At 33.8% G+C, this 19,374-nt stretch carries 16 protein-coding genes; 15 read left to right on the forward strand and 1 reads right to left on the reverse strand.

Translation table 11 applies throughout. The features are described from left to right. Positions 1–45: 45 nt before the first annotated feature. The 15 genes from Q0893_RS06595 to Q0893_RS06665 all read left to right on the forward strand — a co-directional run bounded on the left by Q0893_RS06595 (position 46) and on the right by Q0893_RS06665 (position 18,662). Positions 46–1,125 carry a glycosyltransferase gene (locus Q0893_RS06595; RefSeq protein WP_299273658.1) on the forward strand — a complete coding sequence of 360 codons (1,080 nt, stop codon included), beginning with the start codon at positions 46–48 and terminating at the stop codon, positions 1,123–1,125. A gap of 94 nt (positions 1,126–1,219) precedes the next feature. After that, positions 1,220–1,894 (forward strand): class I SAM-dependent methyltransferase, encoded by a 675-nt coding sequence (locus Q0893_RS06600; protein ID WP_298900413.1) that lies wholly within the window; start codon positions 1,220–1,222, stop codon positions 1,892–1,894. Positions 1,895–1,977: 83 nt separating this feature from the next. Beyond that, positions 1,978–3,876: an asparagine synthase (glutamine-hydrolyzing) gene (gene asnB / locus Q0893_RS06605; protein WP_299273662.1), complete on the forward strand. Its 1,899-nt coding sequence runs from the start codon at positions 1,978–1,980 to the stop codon at positions 3,874–3,876. Between the two features lie 7 nt (positions 3,877–3,883). Then, complete coding sequence (locus Q0893_RS06610; RefSeq protein ID WP_298900410.1) at positions 3,884–5,158, forward strand: O-antigen ligase; 1,275 nt, start codon at positions 3,884–3,886, stop codon at positions 5,156–5,158. Beyond that, positions 5,155–6,264, forward strand: a complete 1,110-nt coding sequence (locus Q0893_RS06615) for a glycosyltransferase family 4 protein (protein ID WP_299273667.1) — start codon at positions 5,155–5,157, stop codon at positions 6,262–6,264. Before Q0893_RS06610 ends, Q0893_RS06615 begins: the two co-directional genes overlap by 4 nt. 5 nt (positions 6,265–6,269) lie before the next feature. Further along, positions 6,270–7,421, forward strand: a complete 1,152-nt coding sequence (locus tag Q0893_RS06620; RefSeq protein ID WP_298900408.1) for a glycosyltransferase family 4 protein — start codon at positions 6,270–6,272, stop codon at positions 7,419–7,421. Position 7,422: 1 nt separating this feature from the next. Continuing rightward, complete coding sequence (locus Q0893_RS06625; protein WP_298900407.1) at positions 7,423–7,839, forward strand: DapH/DapD/GlmU-related protein; 417 nt, start codon at positions 7,423–7,425, stop codon at positions 7,837–7,839. A gap of 7 nt (positions 7,840–7,846) precedes the next feature. After that, a complete protein-coding gene (locus Q0893_RS06630; protein ID WP_299273672.1) occupies positions 7,847–9,019 on the forward strand; it encodes a hypothetical protein in 1,173 nt (390 codons plus the stop codon). Between the two features lie 74 nt (positions 9,020–9,093). Further along, positions 9,094–11,232 carry a bi-domain-containing oxidoreductase gene (locus tag Q0893_RS06635; RefSeq protein ID WP_299273675.1) on the forward strand — a complete coding sequence of 713 codons (2,139 nt, stop codon included), beginning with the start codon at positions 9,094–9,096 and terminating at the stop codon, positions 11,230–11,232. Then, positions 11,222–12,427: a delta-aminolevulinic acid dehydratase gene (locus tag Q0893_RS06640; RefSeq protein WP_299273679.1), complete on the forward strand. Its 1,206-nt coding sequence runs from the start codon at positions 11,222–11,224 to the stop codon at positions 12,425–12,427. Before Q0893_RS06635 ends, Q0893_RS06640 begins: the two co-directional genes overlap by 11 nt. Continuing rightward, a complete protein-coding gene (locus Q0893_RS06645) occupies positions 12,417–13,115 on the forward strand; it encodes a WecB/TagA/CpsF family glycosyltransferase (RefSeq protein ID WP_298900403.1) in 699 nt (232 codons plus the stop codon). The genes Q0893_RS06640 and Q0893_RS06645 overlap by 11 nt, the downstream gene beginning before the upstream one ends. A gap of 24 nt (positions 13,116–13,139) precedes the next feature. Further along, positions 13,140–14,234 carry a non-hydrolyzing UDP-N-acetylglucosamine 2-epimerase gene (gene wecB / locus Q0893_RS06650; protein WP_298900402.1) on the forward strand — a complete coding sequence of 365 codons (1,095 nt, stop codon included), beginning with the start codon at positions 13,140–13,142 and terminating at the stop codon, positions 14,232–14,234. A gap of 115 nt (positions 14,235–14,349) precedes the next feature. Further along, entirely contained in the window at positions 14,350–15,462 is a 1,113-nt protein-coding gene (locus Q0893_RS06655; protein ID WP_298900401.1) for an MraY family glycosyltransferase, read from the forward strand. A gap of 90 nt (positions 15,463–15,552) precedes the next feature. Continuing rightward, a complete protein-coding gene (locus Q0893_RS06660; protein WP_298900400.1) occupies positions 15,553–16,314 on the forward strand; it encodes a polysaccharide biosynthesis/export family protein in 762 nt (253 codons plus the stop codon). A 2-nt stretch (positions 16,315–16,316) separates the two neighbouring features. After that, a complete protein-coding gene (locus Q0893_RS06665) occupies positions 16,317–18,662 on the forward strand; it encodes a tyrosine-protein kinase family protein (protein WP_299273684.1) in 2,346 nt (781 codons plus the stop codon). Here Q0893_RS06665 and rpe read toward each other — a convergent pair whose 3' ends face one another. Beyond that, positions 18,663–19,322: a ribulose-phosphate 3-epimerase gene (gene rpe, locus Q0893_RS06670; protein ID WP_299273687.1), complete on the reverse strand. Its 660-nt coding sequence runs from the start codon at positions 19,320–19,322 to the stop codon at positions 18,663–18,665. It lies immediately after the preceding gene. Positions 19,323–19,374 lie beyond the last annotated feature (52 nt).

Here is a 19,374-nt window from a genome sequence, read left to right on the forward strand (position 1 = left end):
AAAAACAATTAATATATCTACTTTTACATATTATAAATTAAGTTATTGAAAGTAATTCATTACATAGGAAGCTTGGCATTTGGCGGGATTGAACGTTTGGTCTATGATTTGGTATCACAGCAAACTAAACAGGAAGTGATAGAGGTTTCTATTGGAGTTGGTTGCTTAAACGGAGAATTTAAAACACAATTCGAAAGCCTCGATGCCACACTAATTAACCTCAATTTAAAGTCTGGTTATGATCTAAACCCATCAAAGATTTTAAAGATTTCAAAGCAATTTAAATTGTTTGATGTTATTCATCTTCATGCATTTCATCTCAGTATTGTGTTGGCGGCACTTTTGTCTGGAAAAAAGATTGTTTACACGGAACATGGTAATTTCGGATTTGGGAGGACCATAAAAACGTCAGATAAAATTAGTTTTTTTTTACGCAAACTATTTTTTAAAACTACTGGAGTAAATATTTACTGTAACTCAAATTTTACAAAGCGTTATGTTGAATCCCATTTTTATGGCGGAAAACGACTTCATTTATTGTATAACGGAAGCGCATTAAATTATTCAATACATCGAAATCTACTAGCCGATTTGAAACGTAAATATGAAAACAAATACGTTATTGGAACATCATCGCGATTGGCTGGTTTTAAACGAATCGATCGGTTAATTACTGTATTTTCAACCTATGTTAAAACTAATCCTTCGTCAGTATTAGTTATTGTAGGAGAAGGGGTCGAGCGTCAAAATTTAGAACAGCAAGTTTCAAATTTAAACTTAGAGAATCATGTAGTTTTTGAAGGGTTTCAGCAAGAAGTAGCTACTTATCAATCTGTTTTTGATGTATGTGTGTTTTCTTCTACAAATGAGCCTTTTGGTTTAGTAGCTGTAGAATGCTTTAGTAAAAAGAAACCTGTGTTAGTATTTGAAGATGGCGGCGGAATTACCGAAATTGTAGATAAATTTCAACCTAAGGATATTTGTAAAGATACTCAGGCCATGATTAGTAGGCTGGATTACTATAAAGAACATGCTTTTGCTTGGAGTCAACATCATGATGAACAATTGACGTTCTTTAGTTTAGAACGTATGGAAAAGGAATACTATAACGCGTATTGCAAATAACATAAAAGCCCCAAAATAAAATACTATGTTAGAGTTAAGCCATAAAAATAAAAATTACTTTTTTTCAATTTTTCACCACCCAGTATCAAGGGTAATGAAATCTGAACTCTTTATAAAATACATTAAACTAGTTGATAAACGTACATCGGTTCTAGATTATGGGTCTGGTGATAGCCCTTACAAGGTTATGCTCAATGAATATTTTAACGAGTATGTGGCTGCAGATTATCAGGTAACCAATGAAAAGCATAGTGTAAGACCAGATATATTTATTGATGATAATCAACATGTAAATGTTGCTGACCAACGGTTTTCTTGCGTTGTAGTCTCAGAAGTTTTAGAACATATCTATAAACCTCACGACGCACTTCAAGAGTTTAAACGCATTCTAGAACCTAACGGATATGTCATTGGTACAGTTCCTTTTTTTATGTGGGAACATGAACGACCTTACGATTTTCATCGTTATACTTACTTTGGATTAAAACGTATGTTTGAAGACAACGGATTTGAAATCGTTAAACTCGACTATGTCGGAGATATAGTAGGCGTTTTCACCTATTGTTTTAGTAAACTTTTTGGAGTCTTTATTAAACCATTTAGAAAAATTAAACCTTTGTTTTTTGTGCTAAAAACTATTATAAAAATCCCATCTTTGCTATATTATTATGTTGTTAAGATAAAAGCGGTGAAATCGTTTTTTAAGAAATACTTTGGCGAATATCCATTTGGGTTTGTTTTTGTATTGAAAAGCAAATCGAAAAACTAGTATTATACTTTTGTCTATACATAAAATGGAGGTATTTATGATTATTTCTGAAACATCTATAACCAATCTAAAGCACTAATTACATGTGTGGCATAAACGGAATATTTCAATTGTCGTTGGGCAATTTACATTTGAAAGATGCGGTGTCTGGAATGAACGGTCAATTGGCGCATCGTGGACCAGATGATAATGGGATTTGGATTGATGAATCTCATAAACTAGCCTTGGGTCAAACACGATTGAGTATTTTAGATTTGTCTAGTGCTGGGCATCAACCCATGCACGATCATACTGCTAAAAACACCATTGTTTATAATGGTGAAGTGTTTAATTATCAGTTGCTTAATAATGAATTTTTAAAAGAGGAGACTTTTAACTCACATTCTGATACTGAAACAATCTTGAAATTGTATCGAAAATTTGGTATTGACATGCTTAAACATCTCAACGGCATGTTCGCCTTTGCTTTATGGGATGCCTCGCAAGAAGCCTTAATATTAGCTAGAGATCGGTCGGGTAAAAAGCCATTATACTTTTCAGAAATGAATGGTAATTTTTCGTTTTCGTCTGAGCTTAAAGCACTTTTCCAGCTTCCTTGGATTAAAAAAGAAATTGATGATAAAGTATTATATGATTTCCTAACATTTAATTCGGTAGCGACACCACATACCATGTTTAAAGGTATTTCAAAATTTAAACCAGGACATTATATGGTTGTTACCAAATCTGGGATAAAAACCTATGAGTCGTTTAATGATTTAAAGTATAAAAAACTCGAATTTTCTTCTGAGAAAGAGCTTGAGGATATTGTGTTTAATAAGCTGGAGGAATCGGTTAAATTACGAATGATTTCAGATGTTCCTGTTGGTGCATTTCTAAGTGGAGGAGTTGATTCTTCGGCCATTGTGGCTCTCATGAGGGACAATACGCCTAATGCTATTAAAACATTTACCATTGGTTTTGAAGATCAACCCAATTATAACGAGCTTCAATATGCCGATAAAATTGCCAAGCGTTATAACACAAATCACTTTGTAAAAACAGTAACGCCTAATGACCTCTTAGATTTTATTCCTAAAATCACAGATATCTATGATGAGCCTCAGGCCGATACTACCGCAATTCCTATTTATTTTATTTCACAATTGGCAAAAGAAGAAAACATAAAAGTGGTCTTAAATGGTGATGGCCCAGACGAATTGTTTAGTGGCTATAGTAATTTTGAGAAATACGTTAAAACATATCAGTATTTTAAATTGGCAAATAAAGCACCCAAATTTATCAAAGGGATTGCCAATACAGTTATAGATACCATGATGCCAGATAGTCCACTTTCTGAAATGACAAATAGACTATATCATAAGCAAGATTTTTATTGGCCTGGAGCTGCTGGGATGAAAGAAGGTGTTAAACTAGATATCTTGTCAAAGGGGTTCAAAGAAAAAGTTAATGGCCATTCATCGTATAACTACGTAAAACAGTTAAAACAGGAATATCTTAAATTTTTGGATGGCCAAAATTTTGACTATGTCAATTGGTTATGTTATTCGGGCTATAGACATGCGGTGACAGAGCGATTTCTTTTTCGAGCAGATCGATTAGGGATGGCAAATTCTATCGAAGCTAGGAGCCCGTTTTTGAATCATGAAATGGTGCAATTGGCATTGTCAATTCCCGGAGAATACAAAATTAAAAACGGAGTTAATAAGTACATTCTTAAAAAATCTTTAGAACGCATCTTACCAGAAGATATCCTGTATAGAAAAAAAATGGGTTTTAATTTACCTATAAGAGAGTGGGCTAAAGAAACCATTTATAATGGTGTTAAGGATAATATTAAGAGTTTTAATAAGGACACTAATTTGTTTAATTTGGATGAGGTAAACACCCAATTGCGATTGCTAAAAGATGGAAATGATAAATACACTAATAATATTTGGACTATGTATTTCTTGATTAATTGGTATAAAAAGTGGTTTTAAATTAGCGTTGGAAGCATCTGTAAATCATATCTATTGGAATAAAGCGATCTATAAAAAATGGTTTAGCTCAAGACCTATTGGCTATAAGTGGATGCTTATGGTGATTTTAGTTTTTCCAATTTTCGCCTCTACCTGGGAAATGAAAAAAGCAGCTGGATTCTCTCCACTGCAAGTATTGGGTCTATTAGTATTTGCTTTTGCCTTTATATCTAATATTAGAAAAAAAGCTAAGGGAGGAAAACTTATTTTTACACTTTATGTCTTTTTGTTACTGCTATTTTTCAATCTTATTTTAGTACTGCTGTTTGAGTTTTCAATGTCTCAATTTGGAAATAGCATTCGCACACTGTTGCCTTTTTTACTCTTCTTCTATTTTAGAAAGTACATCAACACCAAGCGCGATTTAGAAGGGTTTATGATCACTTTTCTAATTGCATCCATATTTCCATTCGCAACCTTGTATTATGAAATTTTAGTGGCCCCAATTAGAGAAGTTAAACTCGCTGAATCTAGAGGTGGCGGATTACGATTAGGGGGTTTTTATGCAGATTTGTTTGGGTATATGAGTCATATCATCTGCGTATTGCTTACCTATTTATACTTTTATATAAAAACACTTAATTATAGAAAACGACATTTCATTTATAGCAACTATGGTTTTGCTATCGTTTTATTGGTTTGTCTTATTGGTGTTTATAATTTAAGACATCAGGCATCATGGGCAGTATCATTAACCTTATTGCTTATATTTTTTCATTATATCCGGAAAAACATTACTAAATTTCAAATGTTCGTTTTTGTAGCAATGTTTGCTATTTTAGGGGCCTATTTTTACTTTGAAGTTTTTCAAACACTGTACGCTAAAGATATTAACGTGTATCAAGGTGAAGCTCAAGATTCGGCAGCATTAAATGGTCGAATGTGGATTTGGCAACGTTATTTCGCACATTGGGCAGATTTTAAAGTGGTGTCTCAATGGTTTGGGGTTGGGCTAGAGCAAAGTTCTCTTTCTGCTATTATGATGAGCGGCGGAATGCATAACGACTATATTAGATTTTTCTTCTCGACAGGTATAATTGGCTTTATATGTTATTTTTCGTTCTTAATCTTTTTAATTATTAATGCCTTTAAAATTAAAATAAAAGAAATTCGATTTTTAATGCTGTGCACTCTGGTGATAATTATGTTATATGGTATTAGTGCCTTACCTTTATTAGCATCAGGAGCATTAATGTATTTTACCTTAGCCGTACTTTCATTGACTAAAAAAAATATAATATGACAAGGATATTATGGTTGGCACCAAGTTTTAATCACTATAAAGCAAGGTTTTTAAATCGATTAGCAGAAGAAAAAGATGTTGAATTGACCATCCTAGCAGGAACTGGACGTCAAGGTCAAGGGGATTTAGATTTAGATGAGAATTGGAACTTTAACTACCAAAAACTAATGGTTTCAAAAGCTAAATTTGGAGGTTCTAAAGAGGTACGTGCCTATATAAGGAAACACCTTAGTGCTTTTGATTGGATTTTGATTCCTGCTGAAAAAAAGAACCTTCTTCTTTTTATGTTTAGTATGCGCCTAAGAAAAAGACGCAAGTCAAATGTTAAACTGTTTTCTTATAACCATCCATTACTAAAATCCAAACGTGGTAGGTTTAAAGCCATAGACAGAGAGCTTACTAAGTTTTTTTATAAACATTTGGATGCGGTTGTTTTTTATACTGAAGCCAGTTATCACTTGGCTATTGAGGAAAATCTTGTAGACCCCAAAAAAGCCTATTGGGCTAATAATACTATTGATACTAAGGAAATAGATACGTTCTATTCGTTTGTGTTGCCTCCAAAAGATAAGCTAATTCTATTATTTATAGGGCGACTTATTCCATCTAAACGAGTAGACTACTTTTTAGAGTATACAGCCCAACTCGAAACGAAATTGAAACAAGAGATTTTTATTGAGATTATTGGAGATGGACCAGAAAGGCATCATGTTGAAACAGCCTTAAAACAACGAAAAAACGTGACATGGCATGGAGCCGTTGTGGATGAACAGATTATAAGCCCAATCATGTCTCGCTCAAGTTTAATATTTATGCCTGGATTATCTGGGTTATCAATAAATCACGCCTTGGCTTATGGAAGACCCTATGCTACTCTTGAAGCCGAAAGACATGGTCCTGAAATTAGTTACCTAAGGCATAATCATAATGGTTTTATTTTGCCAGAAAACGTAGACCAAGCTAACGCCATTCTTGTGCCTTTTTTATCGAGCCAAGAACAAATTAAGAAGTTTTGTGAGCAGGCAAAGAAAGATAATGAAACAGTGTCCATAGATCTATGGATAAAAAAAATGAAGTCCAATTTATTAATTCAAGCTAGTTCGTAATTACTTTGACACCTAAAAAGAAAAAAATACTGTTTATTGGTCCGTTACCACCACCATATTCTGGCCCAGAATTGAGCACGCAACAACTGTTAAACTCCCCTTTGGTCGATATGTTCAATGTTAGCTTTATTAATACTAATGTTAGAAAAGATAATGTGAAAAAAGGAAAGGCAGATATGACAGCATTACTCGCTGTAATAAAATTTAATATTGCCTTAATAAAAAAACTAATTGCTCACAGACCTCATGTGGCCTATCACTTAGTAACTCCAACTCAAATAGGATGGCTAGGAAGAGATATTTGGTTCTTGTTTTTTTGCTGGTTGTTTAGAACAAAAAGTGTGATTCATTTTAGAGGAAGTCATCTTAAGTTAAATTACAGCAACTTTAATCCAGTTGTAAAGAAGATTATCAAAGTATTATGTAAAACAGTAGACAGGGCTGTGGTACAATCTAAATCATTAACCAATCAATTTGAAGGCTTAGTTCCTGAAGAAAAAATAATGGTCATACCTAATACCATAGACGATAGCTTTTTTGAGTTAGAACGTGACGAATTATCAACACCTCAGTTTTTGTTTTTTGGACATCTTACTAAAGCAAAAGGCTATGTAGATATTGTAAAAGTTATTCCAGAAATTGCAAGAAAATATCCTGATGTGAAGTTTGTGTTCTGCGGAAATATGAAACGCGGTGAGCCAGGCGTAAAATACAATCAGTATTCTGGAGAACGCATTACGTATGAAGATCCGTTTGAGATTGAAAAGGATATCTTAAACTCTCCATTTGCTAAAAATTATTTGAACTATGGCGTTATTTCAGGTCAAGAGAAATTAGATGCTTTGTCACAATCTTGGGCTTTTATTTTACCATCGTATTCAGAAGGGTTCTCAAGGTCTATTTTAGAAGCAATGGCTTCTGGGTTGCCTGTTATTGCTACACCTGTTGGTGCCAATAAAGATTTTATAGAACATGATAAAAATGGTTTGGTAAATTTACCTGGAGATTTGAAACAACTAGAACAAAATATTTTAAATATTTTAGAGTCTAAAGAACGACGTGATTATTTGTCGAAGCAAGCAAAAGCTACTTTAAAAAGAGAATTCGTTGAAGCTATTGTCATTCAAAAATATATAACACTATTTAACACTATATGATATGAAAACTGTAATTAGAAAACTTGTGTTTTATGCAGGTCAAGTGATTCGATTTATCTATTATTCTTTTCTTAGATTTAATGGTGTTGAAATTGGAAAAAACACATTTATTAGCCTTGGAGCAAAGATTGATACACAGTTTGGAAAAGTAGTCATTGGTGATAACGTACATATTACTTCTGGATGTGTATTATTAGCTCATGATGGTGCTTTAAAACAAATGGACCCTTCGGCAAACCCAAGAGGGAAAATTGTAGTTGAAAACAATGTCTTTATTGGTGTAAATTCTGTGGTTTTAATGAACGTTACAATTGGTGAAAATAGCGTTATTGGGGCAGGTTCTATTGTGAACAAGGATATTCCTAAAAATTCACTTGCCATTGGTAATCCTGCAAAAGTAATTAGAAGTTTAGAGTAGTTGAGATATGTTTAAATTCTTAAGAAAACTTGTTTTAGGTCCTGCATATTTTTATCATGTCCATCTGATTAAAAAATCGAAACGCTGGTCTCGTTCAAATATTGAGAATTATCAAGCACAAAAAATAACAACTTTAGATGTCGATTTTACAACGAAAGATGATATTAGAAATAACCCTGATATGTATCTTCGGAAATCTCTTTTCGTTCCTATTAGACAAGTACGAACAGGAGGTACATCTGGCACTCCCTTCAAGTTTTTTCAAGATTTGTTCTTTACAAGACAAAAGGAAAGAGCCTATCTTTTTGATATTTGGCGCGATGTTGGATATAAAGGTTTTGATTATAAAATAGTTGTTAGAGGCAATATGCCCAAAAAAGCGATTGCTTATGATATGATTAATAATTCGTTGGTTATTTCCCAAAATTATTTTGTGGAAGAACATAGAGCACATATTGTTGAGTTGTTTAGCAAAAAGGCATGCTTTCTTCACGTATATCCAAGTACCTTACTGTTTTTAGTAGAGTTTTTTGGAGATGATACGTTTCAAAAATTTCCAATAAAAGGTGTGTTGGCTGGTTCTGAAGCATTTCCCATTGAGCAAATGACATGGTTTAAAAAGAAGTTTGATGTGCCTATTGCGCACTGGTATGGACATAGCGAATATGCAATTTTGGCTCGTTTCTGTCACAACTGTAAAGAGTTCCACTTTTATCCCACTTATGGTAAAATGGACCTTTTAAAAGAAGATCATGACTACAAGATTTTGGCTACTGGATTTCAACGTTATGGTACGCAGTTTAGGCGTTATTTTACAGGAGATTTTGCAAAACCATCCCAAAACGACTGCCAACTTGATAACTATAACAAAGTGCATGCTATTGTGGGTAGAGAGCAAGATTTTATTTTCGATAACAAAGGAGTAAAACGTGCGTTTGGTCCCTATCTTTTTGGTATACATAATGAATTTTGGGATTACATTCTGGATATTCAGTTTATTCAAAAGACAAAAGGAAATATTGAGGTCAAATTTGTAGTTTCTAAAGAATTCAATGAAATAGCCTTTAAAACTATTATTAAAGATAGGTTTGAACTATATAACGTTCAATTTATAAGGGTTGAACAGATAGAAAAGACCGTTTCGGGAAAACACGTTTATTTTAGGCAGCAAGTTCAATAATTAAACTCTTCTTATTATAATTGTTTCTTAAGCAATAACCCTCTATTTTTGTCCCATATAACTTATTATAACACATGCAACAACTCACTCAAAAATTAGGTTCTGGAGATATGATAATTCAAGACGTACCTTATCCTCAATTGGGAAAAGGAATGATTATCGTAAAAAACCACTATTCTATTATAAGTGCAGGAACAGAAGGTTCTACAGTTGTTGCTGCCCGCAAAAGTTTAATTGGAAAAGCAAAAGAACGCCCTCAACAGGTAAAGCAAGTTGTTGATACCTTAAAAAAGCAAGGTCCTATTCAGACGTATAGAGCCGTTATGAAAAAATTAGACGCCTATTCTCCTTTGGGTTATAGTTGTGCTGGTGAAGTGATTGAAGTGGGTGATGGTGTTACAGAATTTGAAGTTGGAGATAAAGTGGCTTGCGCTGGAGTAGGCTACGCTAATCACGCAGAGATTGTTTCAGTGCCTACAAATTTATGTGTAAAATTAGATGAGAACGCAAACCTTAAAGATGCTGCGTATAACACTTTAGGCGCAATTTCTATGCAAGGTGTACGACAAGCAGATATGCGTGTTGGAGAGTCGTGTGTGGTTATTGGACTTGGTTTGTTGGGTCAGTTAGCAGCATTAATACTAAGAGCTTCTGGTGTTACGGTTATTGGTGTAGATGTTTCTGAAGCTGCGGTAAAGCAGGCAGTTGATCATTCAGTTGTAGATCTCGGATTAACTAGAGATGCTTCTGGTATTGAAGAACAAATACAACAAGCAACACAAGGTTATGGGGCAGATGCGGTTATTATTGCTGCGGCAACATCAAGTCTTGACCCTATTAATTTTGCGGGAGCTATAGCTCGAAAAAAAGGAAAGGTTGTAGTCTTAGGTGCGGTTCCTACAGGTTTTGATCGTGATCCATTTTGGTATCGTAAAGAATTAGAATTAAAAATGGCTTGTTCTTATGGGCCAGGACGTTATGATCTCAATTATGAGGAAAAAGGAATTGACTATCCGTTGCCTTATGTACGATGGACGGAGAAACGAAACATGGAAGCATTTCAACGATTGATTGCAACAAAAAAAATTGATATAAATTACCTTACAACACACGAATTTGATTTTGAGAATGCCAAGTCGGCTTTTGATTTGGTGGTTTCTAAAACTGAACCTTTTACAGGAATTGCCTTAAAATACAATATAGATAAAACGGTTTCAAAAGCTAAAATTTCTACATCAGAGAGTTCTAAACCGGGAAAAATTAATGTGTCTTTTATAGGAGCAGGGAGTTATGCTCAAGGCAATTTACTTCCTAATATTCCAGAAACTAATGACATAGGAAGAATAGGGGTTTTAACCAATACAGGAACTACATCGAAACGCGTTGCGGAAAAGTTTAAATTTCAGTTTTGTGCAACGCAGGAAGAAGATGTTTTAGACGAAAAAACAAACACTGTTTTTGTGGCTACACGTCATGACTCTCATGGACCATATGTTTTAAAAAGCTTGGAGGCTAAGAAGCATGTTTTTGTAGAAAAACCACTATGTCTTTTGGAATCAGAACTCAATGCAATTATAGCGATGCAGTCTTCTGTAAATAGAGCGGTTATGGTTGGTTTTAATAGACGATTTTCCCCTTTAACAGAAACCTTAAAGAAAGCGATTGGTAATAATCCAATGACGATGATATACCGAATTAATGCTGGAGCGATTCCTGGTGATAATTGGATCCAAGATTTAGAAATTGGTGGAGGTCGCGTTTTAGGAGAGGTTTGCCATTTTATAGATTATCTTACATTTCTTAATGGCAGTCAACCAATAAAAGTATCGGCAACTGCGCTTCCAGATGCTAACCAATTAAATGATACGTTAAATATTCTTATTCAGTTTGAGAATGGCTCATCTGGAGTTGTTGCTTATTATGCTAATGGCTCAAAGTCTATGGCCAAAGAATATGTTGAGGTGTTTTCTGCAGGATTATCTGCAACGCTCAACGATTTCAAAGAATTGAAAATTTACGGAAAAGGAAAACCTAAAAAGACTAAAATTTTTAATCAAAATAAAGGACAAAAAGAAATGGTTAAGGCATTTGTAGATGGCTTACTTAAAGATGGTAATGCACCAATACCATTTAGCGATATTGTTGCTGTAACCAAAGCATCTTTTAAAGTTTTAGAATCTGTAAAACGTGGAGGGCAACAAGTTGAGATATAAGGTAGCATCAAGTTTTTTAAAACTCAGAACCTATTGTGAGGCTGAAGATTTTAAAGGTTGGGATCCTTACGATGGTCTAAATTCGAAAGTGTTCCAGGCACTACCATTTAAACATTGGGATTTAGCAAGGTTAGCATGGATACAAGGGTTTAAAAGAAGTCCAATAAATTTTAGAAGTTTACTTTTAGTACCTAAAGAGCATAATGCAAAAGGTGTCTCTTTATTTCTATTGGGTTATTGTAGGCTATATCAATTGGCCGAAAATGGCTGTGAAGATTTTGGAACTAAAGCAACTATTTTAGAGCGTATCAATAGCATTACGAAGCTACTATTAAGTTTACGGAGTCATGGATACTCTGGTTCTGCTTGGGGTTATAATTTTGATTGGCAAGCTAGGAGATTGTTCTTATTTCCAAAACATACACCAACTGTTGTTGCCACTTGTTTTTGTGTTGAAGCGTTGTTAGAAAGCTATAAAATCACAAAAAATGAAACTGTTTTAAAAGAAACCTTATCAGCGGCAGATTTTGTTGTCAATGATTTATCTAGAACACCTCATGGTAACGGTGTTATATTTTCATATAGTATTAAAGATGGAAATAATACAGTAATCAACGCGTCACTTTTAGGTGCTAAAATATTGAGTTATTCGTATAAATATTCTGGTAATACCTCTCATGCCAATTTAGCGAAGCAGGCTGTAATTGCAGCATGCGACTTGCAGGAAGAAGATGGTTCTTGGATTTATGGTTTGTTGCCTATTCAGTCATGGAAGGACAGTTTTCACACAGGATTCAATTTAGATGCGATTGAAACGTATCAGCAAAACACTGGAGATTTTACATTTCAGAATAATATAGATAAAGGACTTAAATATTATATCGAAAATTTCTTTGAAGATAATGGTATGCCTAAGTATTACGATACTAAAACCTATCCAATAGATATCCATTGTCCGGCTCAAGTGATTGTAACCTTGTCCAAACTAAATCAATTTAAAAACAATGAAGATTTATTGGCTAAAGTTTTGGATTGGACTATAGATAATATGCAGGATAAAAAAGGCTATTTTTATTATCAATTAAAAAAGGGGATGAGCTCTAAAATATCATATATGAGATGGAGTAATGCATTTATGTTTAATGCGATGGCACATTTCTTGTTAGAAACTAAATCTGGAAATTGTGGAAGCTAAATCTTTAAATGGTGTTATAACCTATGCACCAACATCTAGAGAAGCGTTAATGAAATACGCCTTTGACAACCATAAAATAATGGTCGCTGTGAATGCTGAAAAAATACTTCATGCCACAGATGAAAGTCGCAAACTGATTAATAGAAATTTAGGTTACCCAGATGGAATTGGTGCTGTTTGGGCGCTTCAAAAAAAAGGCGCAAAAGATGTAGTTAAAATACCAGGATGTGAACTTTGGTTGGATGTTGTTGGACAGTATTATACAACGAAATCTTTTTATCTGGTAGGGGGAAAACAAGAGATTATTGAAGACACAGTGACTCAGCTGAAATCTCAATTTGATGGGATTAATATCTGTAATTTTAGGAATGGATATATTAAGACAGATGCTGAGGAGTTGGCATTGATTGAAGATATTAAAATACACAAACCCGATGTTGTATTTGTAGCTATGGGCTCACCTAGACAAGAGAATCTAATGGAGAGAATCCAAAAAGAACATCAAGCTGTTTATCAAGGCTTAGGTGGTAGTTTTGATGTTTACACAGGTCATGTGAAGCGTGCACCAGAATGGTGGGTGAAAAACAATATGGAATGGACTTACAGGTTATTAAGTCAGCCATCAAGAATAAAACGTCAAATACACTTAGTACGTTTTTTTATTAATTTGCATTTAAATCGTTATTAAACGATATTTTAACTAAAAATGAATATGTATAAAGTTACTATAATTGCTGGGGCTAGACCTAATTTTATGAAGATCGCGCCAATTATTCATGCCATTCAAAAAGCAAGACAAGATGATTTTGATATTGATTATAGATTAGTTCATACTGGGCAGCACTATGATAAAAATATGTCTGGAAGCTTTTTTGAGCAACTTGGAATACCAGAACCGCATGTAAATTTGGAATGTAGCGGAGGTACTCAGGCTGAGCAAACAGCAAATATTATGGTTCATTTTGAAAAAGAATTGATGGCCAATCCAGCAGATTTGGTACTTGTTGTGGGAGATGTAACTTCTACTATGGCGTGTGCTCTAGTGGCCCAAAAAATGCATACAAAAGTAGCTCATGTTGAAGGAGGAATTAGATCGGATGATTGGACGATGCCAGAAGAGATTAACCGATTGGTTACCGACAGTATCACTAATTATTTTTTTACGACTTCAGATACTGCCAATTCAAATCTAAGGTCTAGCGGTGTTGATGAAAATCAGATTTTCTTTGTTGGAAATACAATGATTGATACACTGCTAAAGCAACGTCCAAATTTTAAACAACCTAAAGTTTGGAATGATTTAAATCTTAATCAAGGTAATTATATTGTAATGACTCTTCATAGACCCGCCAATGTGGATGAAGAATCTCAATTAAAGGACATGATTGATGAGATTATTGCTCATACACAAGATTTACCTCTGGTATTTCCAGTGCACCCTAGAACGGCAAAGATTTTGGAACGACTGCAAGTGAGCCACCCAAGACTCCATATGGTTGAACCTTTAAGTTATTTAGAGTTTAATTTTTTAGTAGAGTGTGCTAAAGCTGTAATTACAGATTCTGGAGGAATTACAGAAGAGGCGTCAATACTACGTGTTCCATGTTTAACACTTAGAGATAACACAGAACGACCTGAGACGATTACATTAGGCACGAATGAATTGGTAGGTACAGATCCTAAAAAACTAAAACCATATTTAGATATACTTTTTTCGGGACACTGGAAAACTGGTCAAGATATTCCTTTATGGGATGGACAAACCGCAAATCGTATTGTAGAATGCCTAAAAAACCTTGAATCTTAATTTCCATTTATTGCCCCAAGAGAACCTTACGCCATTGAAAGTCAAATGCTTTGGCTTTTTAATTTGTATCTTGCATACAAGAGATGGATCGTTTTAATAATATATCAACTTCCCGATGATAGAAACACTACTTGAAAATTTTAATCCTAATAATAACGCAATTGCGTGGTTAATTTCAGCATTTGTCTTAGCATTTATTATTGCCCAACAAACTTTTCCTACCATTTTATATGTAGCCAAGAAAAAGCACTTAATGGACGAACCAGATAGCAGAAGTATGCATACTAATAATACTCCTACCCTTGGTGGTATTGGGATTTTTCTGAGTCTGGTTGTTGTAATGACCATTGTTGGAGCCATGTTAAACACGAAGGTTTTACTCCTTGTTATGGGCGGATTAACCATTTTGTTTTTTTTAGGGTTGAAAGACGACTTAACAGTGTTGTCAGCAAGGAAGAAGTTTTTGGGTCAATTGTTTGCGGCTTTATTACTTATTGTATTTACAAACACTAGAATTATAGGTTTCTCTAAAATATTAGATATTGATGTTTTGCCATATTGGGTGTCTATCTTTTTTACGCTTTTTGTTTATGTCTTAATAATAAATGCCTATAATTTAATTGATGGCGTTGATGGCTTAGCTGGTAGTATCGCTCTATTGATAAGTGCTATTTTCACCTTTCTATTTTATAATTCTGGAGCCTTAAGTTTAGCTACAATTTCGGTAGCATTAATAGGAGCTTTACTAGCTTTTTTAAGATTGAATTTTTCAAAAAAGAATAAAATTTTCATGGGAGATACAGGGTCCATGATTGTAGGATTTTTGTTGGCTTTTTTTACTATCAGTTTTATATCTCAATCACAAACAACCATAAGTTCTAGGTTTTTTAAGGCATCTCCTGCTCTTGCTTTAGCTATGTTGTTTTATCCGTTAATGGATACTTTTAGAATATTTGTTATTCGAATTTTTGTTTTAAAAAAGAGTCCTTTTGAAGCAGATCAAAATCATATACACCATCGATTTATTCAATCAGGATTTACACATAAGCAAACTACCTTACTTATTGTTTTAATTAACTTTGTGATTATGGCAATAGCCTTTAATATGTTGCATTTAAATTTAAACACACAAATAGGGTTATTGCTAATTTATGGATCTGTTTTATTCTATATCCCTTTTCTATTAAGACGAAGAATGAATAAAACAAATGAAAAAATTAAGGTTTAACTCAATTTTTTAACTGTTAATCCTAACCTGACTAAGACACGAGATTGCCGCAAATACGTTATATTTGCGTCTTCATTAATTAATAGACATATGAAAATTAAGTTTTTAGGATTATTATTACTTATTGTACTTTCATCTTGTGCTTCAAAAAAGCAAGTTTTATATATGCAAGATGCTATGCAAAATAGCAATTCGGAAATTACTTATCAAACGGCAACAATCCAACCTAACGATATTTTAAAAATAACAGTTGAGAGTTTAGTGCCAGAGGCAGCCATTCCTTATAACAGAGGAGCAAATAGTGGTGTTCAGGTAAACTCTTTAGAACTTATAAAACTGCAAGGATATCTCGTGACAAATGAAGGAACGATAAATTTTCCAATTTTAGGTCAGATATCAGTTTCTAATTTAACAACCTTAGAGATTGAGGAAAAAATAAAAGGACTTTTGGTCGATGGAGGTCATTTAAATAATCCAACATTAGAAGTGCGATTAGTAAATGCCAAGATAACCGTATTAGGAGAAGTGAAAGCTCCTGGGACTTACAATTTCACTGAGCAAAATATTACCATTCTTCAGGCTTTGGGGTATGCAGGAGATCTTACTATAAATGGAAAAAGGGATGACATAATAGTAACTAGAGATGTTGATGGTGTTAGAAAGATAACGCACATAGATTTAACATCAACAGCTTTTATGAATAGTGAGTATTATTATATAAAGCCAAATGATGTCATCATTGTTAACCCTAATAATCCTAGAGTTAAGAATGCTGGTTTTGTAGGTAATGTTGGAACCGTGCTTACTATTGCGTCTTTAGTATTAAGTTCAATTATTTTACTGTCTCGATAATTATGGAACCTACACCAAATAACCCATACACATTTTCAGAAGAAGATAATGTAGATTTAAAGCAAGAACTGAGTAAATATCTAAGATATTGGCCTTGGTTTATTATCTGTTTGGCAATAGCTTTTATTGGTGCTTATATTTATTTAAGATATGCACCTAGAATCTATCAAACGACAGCTAAAATGAAAATTTTAGATGAGTCTGAAGGACTAGAATTGCCTACTTCGGCATTTGTTTTTAAAAGAACGAATATCAATTTAGAAAATGAAATCGAAATATTAACCTCTTATCTTATTCTAGAAAGAGTTGCTAAAACATTACAACTTAATACACGTTTTTTTGAAGAAGGAACCATTCAAACTGCTCAAATAGGTGAATTACCATTTACCTACGAGCAAATTATTGACGCTGATAGTATTACATCTCCATTGTCTTACACGATTCAAGTCAAAGAAAACAGCTTCGATATCACTAATGCCAGAACAGAGAAGACTTTCAATATTCCTAATCATAATAGCTTTGAAGCCGATCATAATTTGCCATTTCATTTAAAAATTGAAAATGAGAGACAGCTAAATCAAAATGTAGGTAAGACGTTTATTATTAAGTATGGCCCTTTAAAGAGTGCTGCTTTAGGTTTAAAATCTAGTATTAAGGTTGAGGCTATTGGAGAACAAAGTGATTTATTGAAAATGACCATTAAAGGTGAAAGTAAAGAGCGCTCCGAATGGGTTTTAAATGAATTAATGAATGTTTTCAATAAAGATGGTATCAATGATAGACAGCTTGTGTCTAAGCGAACTTTAGAATTCATTGATGATCGCTTTGTCTTTCTGGCAGAAGAATTAGACTCTATTGAAATAGATAGAAAAGAATTTAAGCAACGTAACAATCTAGTAGACTTGGCTGTAGATGCAGAGTTAGGGTTGCAACAACGCTCTAAATCTGATGAAGAGGTATTTCAAATTGATAACCAATTAACTTTAGCTAATTTACTTCGAGATGCACTTAATTCTAATGCAGATGGCGGTTTATTACCTGCGAATATTGGATTAGATAGTGGTAATATTAATGCGCTTATAAAAGAATATAACACAGCAATACTCGATAGAGATAAATTGGCGAGTAGTGGAGGAGCAAATAATCCAACAGTACGATTTGTTCAATCAAAAATTGACGATTTAAGATCTAATATTACAAGATCACTTAATTCTTATAATCAGCAATTAAAAGTTTCTCAGAGCCAATTGAAGGGAAGAAACAGGAAGTTTATTGGGCAGGTGTCTCAAATTCCTGAAAAAGAGAAATTATTAAGAGCCATTGAACGTCAGCAAAAAATTAAGGAAAGTCTATATCTTCTTTTACTTCAGAAAAGAGAAGAAGCAGCTATAAATTTAGCAATTACGGAGCCGTCAATAAAGGTTGTAGATTATGCGCTTTCGAGCTCAAGCCCAATTTCTCCTAAATCTAATATCGTATATGCTGGTGCAATTTTAGGTGGCCTGCTAGTGCCTTTTGGACTAATGTACTTGTTTTTCATGTTGGATACCAAGATTCATGGTAAAGAAGATATTTCAAAAGGAAATAATAGAATACCTATTATTGGTGAGATTCCAGATATTAAAAAGGAAGAAAGTCGTGTTTTTAGTAATCCTAATGATCGTTCAGCTTTGGCTGAGTCATTCAGAATTTTGAGTTCTAACGTTAATTATCTCTTGCCTTTGAAGGAGAATGAGAACGAGGTAGATAATGAAGGAAAAGTTATTTATTGCACGTCTACTATTAAAGGAGAGGGCAAGACTTATATTAGTATTAATTTGTCACTCGCACTATCTAGCCTTAATAAAAAAGTGTTGCTTTTAGGTGCAGATTTGAGAAACCCTCAAATTCATACACAAATTAATTCTCAAAAGGATGCCTTAGGTTTGTCTAATTATTTACATGATAAATCTTTTGACTGGAAAAGCCACTTGGTGAAAGGTTTTGATAAACATCCTAATCATGATATTTTATTGTCGGGTAGTATTCCTCCAAACCCTTCGAGTTTATTAACCAATGGACGATTTAAAAAACTTATAGAAGAGGCTAGAACTATTTATGATTATATTGTTGTAGATACTGCACCAACGATATTAGTCACAGATACGATGCTTATTTCACAACTGTCTGATGTAACTGTATATATTGCTAGAGCCAATTTTACCGAGAAAAAACTGTTGAGTTTTTCTAAAGATTTATTTGAAACAGGAAAACTTAAAAATATGGCTTATGTTATTAACGGGGTTGGAAACAATAAGTCCTATGGATATAACTATGGATATAACTATGGTTATGGTAGTAAAGGCTAACTAATTGGCCACAGTTTTTAAGTGTTTAATAGTTTCCGTTTGGTTATCACTTTTAAAGATATAACTACCAGCAACTAATACATCTGCACCAGCATCTACCAATGCTTTTGCATTTTTATCTGTAACACCACCATCAATTTCAATGCGCGTATTTAGACCTTGGTCATTTGCCATTTTACGCAATTTTTTAACACGATTATAGGTCATTTCTTCAAATTTTTGACCTCCAAATCCAGGATTAATAGACATTAATAATACCATGTAGCATTCCGGTAAAATGTCTTCTAGAACAGATACAGGAGTAGTAAGATTAAGTACAATTCCGGCTTTACAACCTGCGTCTTTTATTTGCCTCAGTGTTCTGTGTAAATGCACAGTTGATTCGTGATGAACGGTTATAATATCTGCGCCAACTCGAGCAAATTCTTCAATATAGCGCTCAGGTTTTTCAATCATTAAATGCACATCAAGAGGTTTTGTGGCATGTTTTTTAATGGCTTGAATTACAGGCATGCCGTAAGATATATTCGGAACAAAATGCCCGTCCATAACATCAATGTGAAACCAGTCTGCTTCACTGTTGTTTACCATTTCTACATCACGCTGGAGGTTACCAAAATCGGCAGCTAGCATTGAGGGCGCTATAAGAGTTTTAGACATGTTAAAATTATGCTTGGTTTGGGCAAAGATACAGTCTTATTTTGTAATGACT

The sequence above is a fragment of the uncultured Psychroserpens sp. genome, assembly GCF_947494225.1.
Classification (GTDB): domain Bacteria; phylum Bacteroidota; class Bacteroidia; order Flavobacteriales; family Flavobacteriaceae; genus Psychroserpens.

Bases quoted from the DNA above. Each gene is read 5' to 3' on its own strand.
- Q0893_RS06600 (WP_298900413.1), top strand. From the start codon at position 1,220: ATGAAATCTGAACTCTTTATAAAATACATTAAACTAGTTGATAAACGT.
- asnB (WP_299273662.1), top strand. From the start codon at position 1,978: ATGTGTGGCATAAACGGAATATTTCAATTGTCGTTGGGCAATTTACAT.
- Q0893_RS06615 (WP_299273667.1), top strand. From the start codon at position 5,155: ATGACAAGGATATTATGGTTGGCACCAAGTTTTAATCACTATAAAGCA.
- Q0893_RS06625 (WP_298900407.1), top strand. From the start codon at position 7,423: ATGAAAACTGTAATTAGAAAACTTGTGTTTTATGCAGGTCAAGTGATT.
- Q0893_RS06630 (WP_299273672.1), top strand. From the start codon at position 7,847: ATGTTTAAATTCTTAAGAAAACTTGTTTTAGGTCCTGCATATTTTTAT.
- Q0893_RS06635 (WP_299273675.1), top strand. From the start codon at position 9,094: ATGCAACAACTCACTCAAAAATTAGGTTCTGGAGATATGATAATTCAA.
- wecB (WP_298900402.1), top strand. From the start codon at position 13,140: ATGTATAAAGTTACTATAATTGCTGGGGCTAGACCTAATTTTATGAAG.
- Q0893_RS06655 (WP_298900401.1), top strand. From the start codon at position 14,350: ATGATAGAAACACTACTTGAAAATTTTAATCCTAATAATAACGCAATT.
- Q0893_RS06660 (WP_298900400.1), top strand. From the start codon at position 15,553: ATGAAAATTAAGTTTTTAGGATTATTATTACTTATTGTACTTTCATCT.
- Q0893_RS06665 (WP_299273684.1), top strand. From the start codon at position 16,317: ATGGAACCTACACCAAATAACCCATACACATTTTCAGAAGAAGATAAT.
- rpe (WP_299273687.1), bottom strand. From the start codon at position 19,322: ATGTCTAAAACTCTTATAGCGCCCTCAATGCTAGCTGCCGATTTTGGT.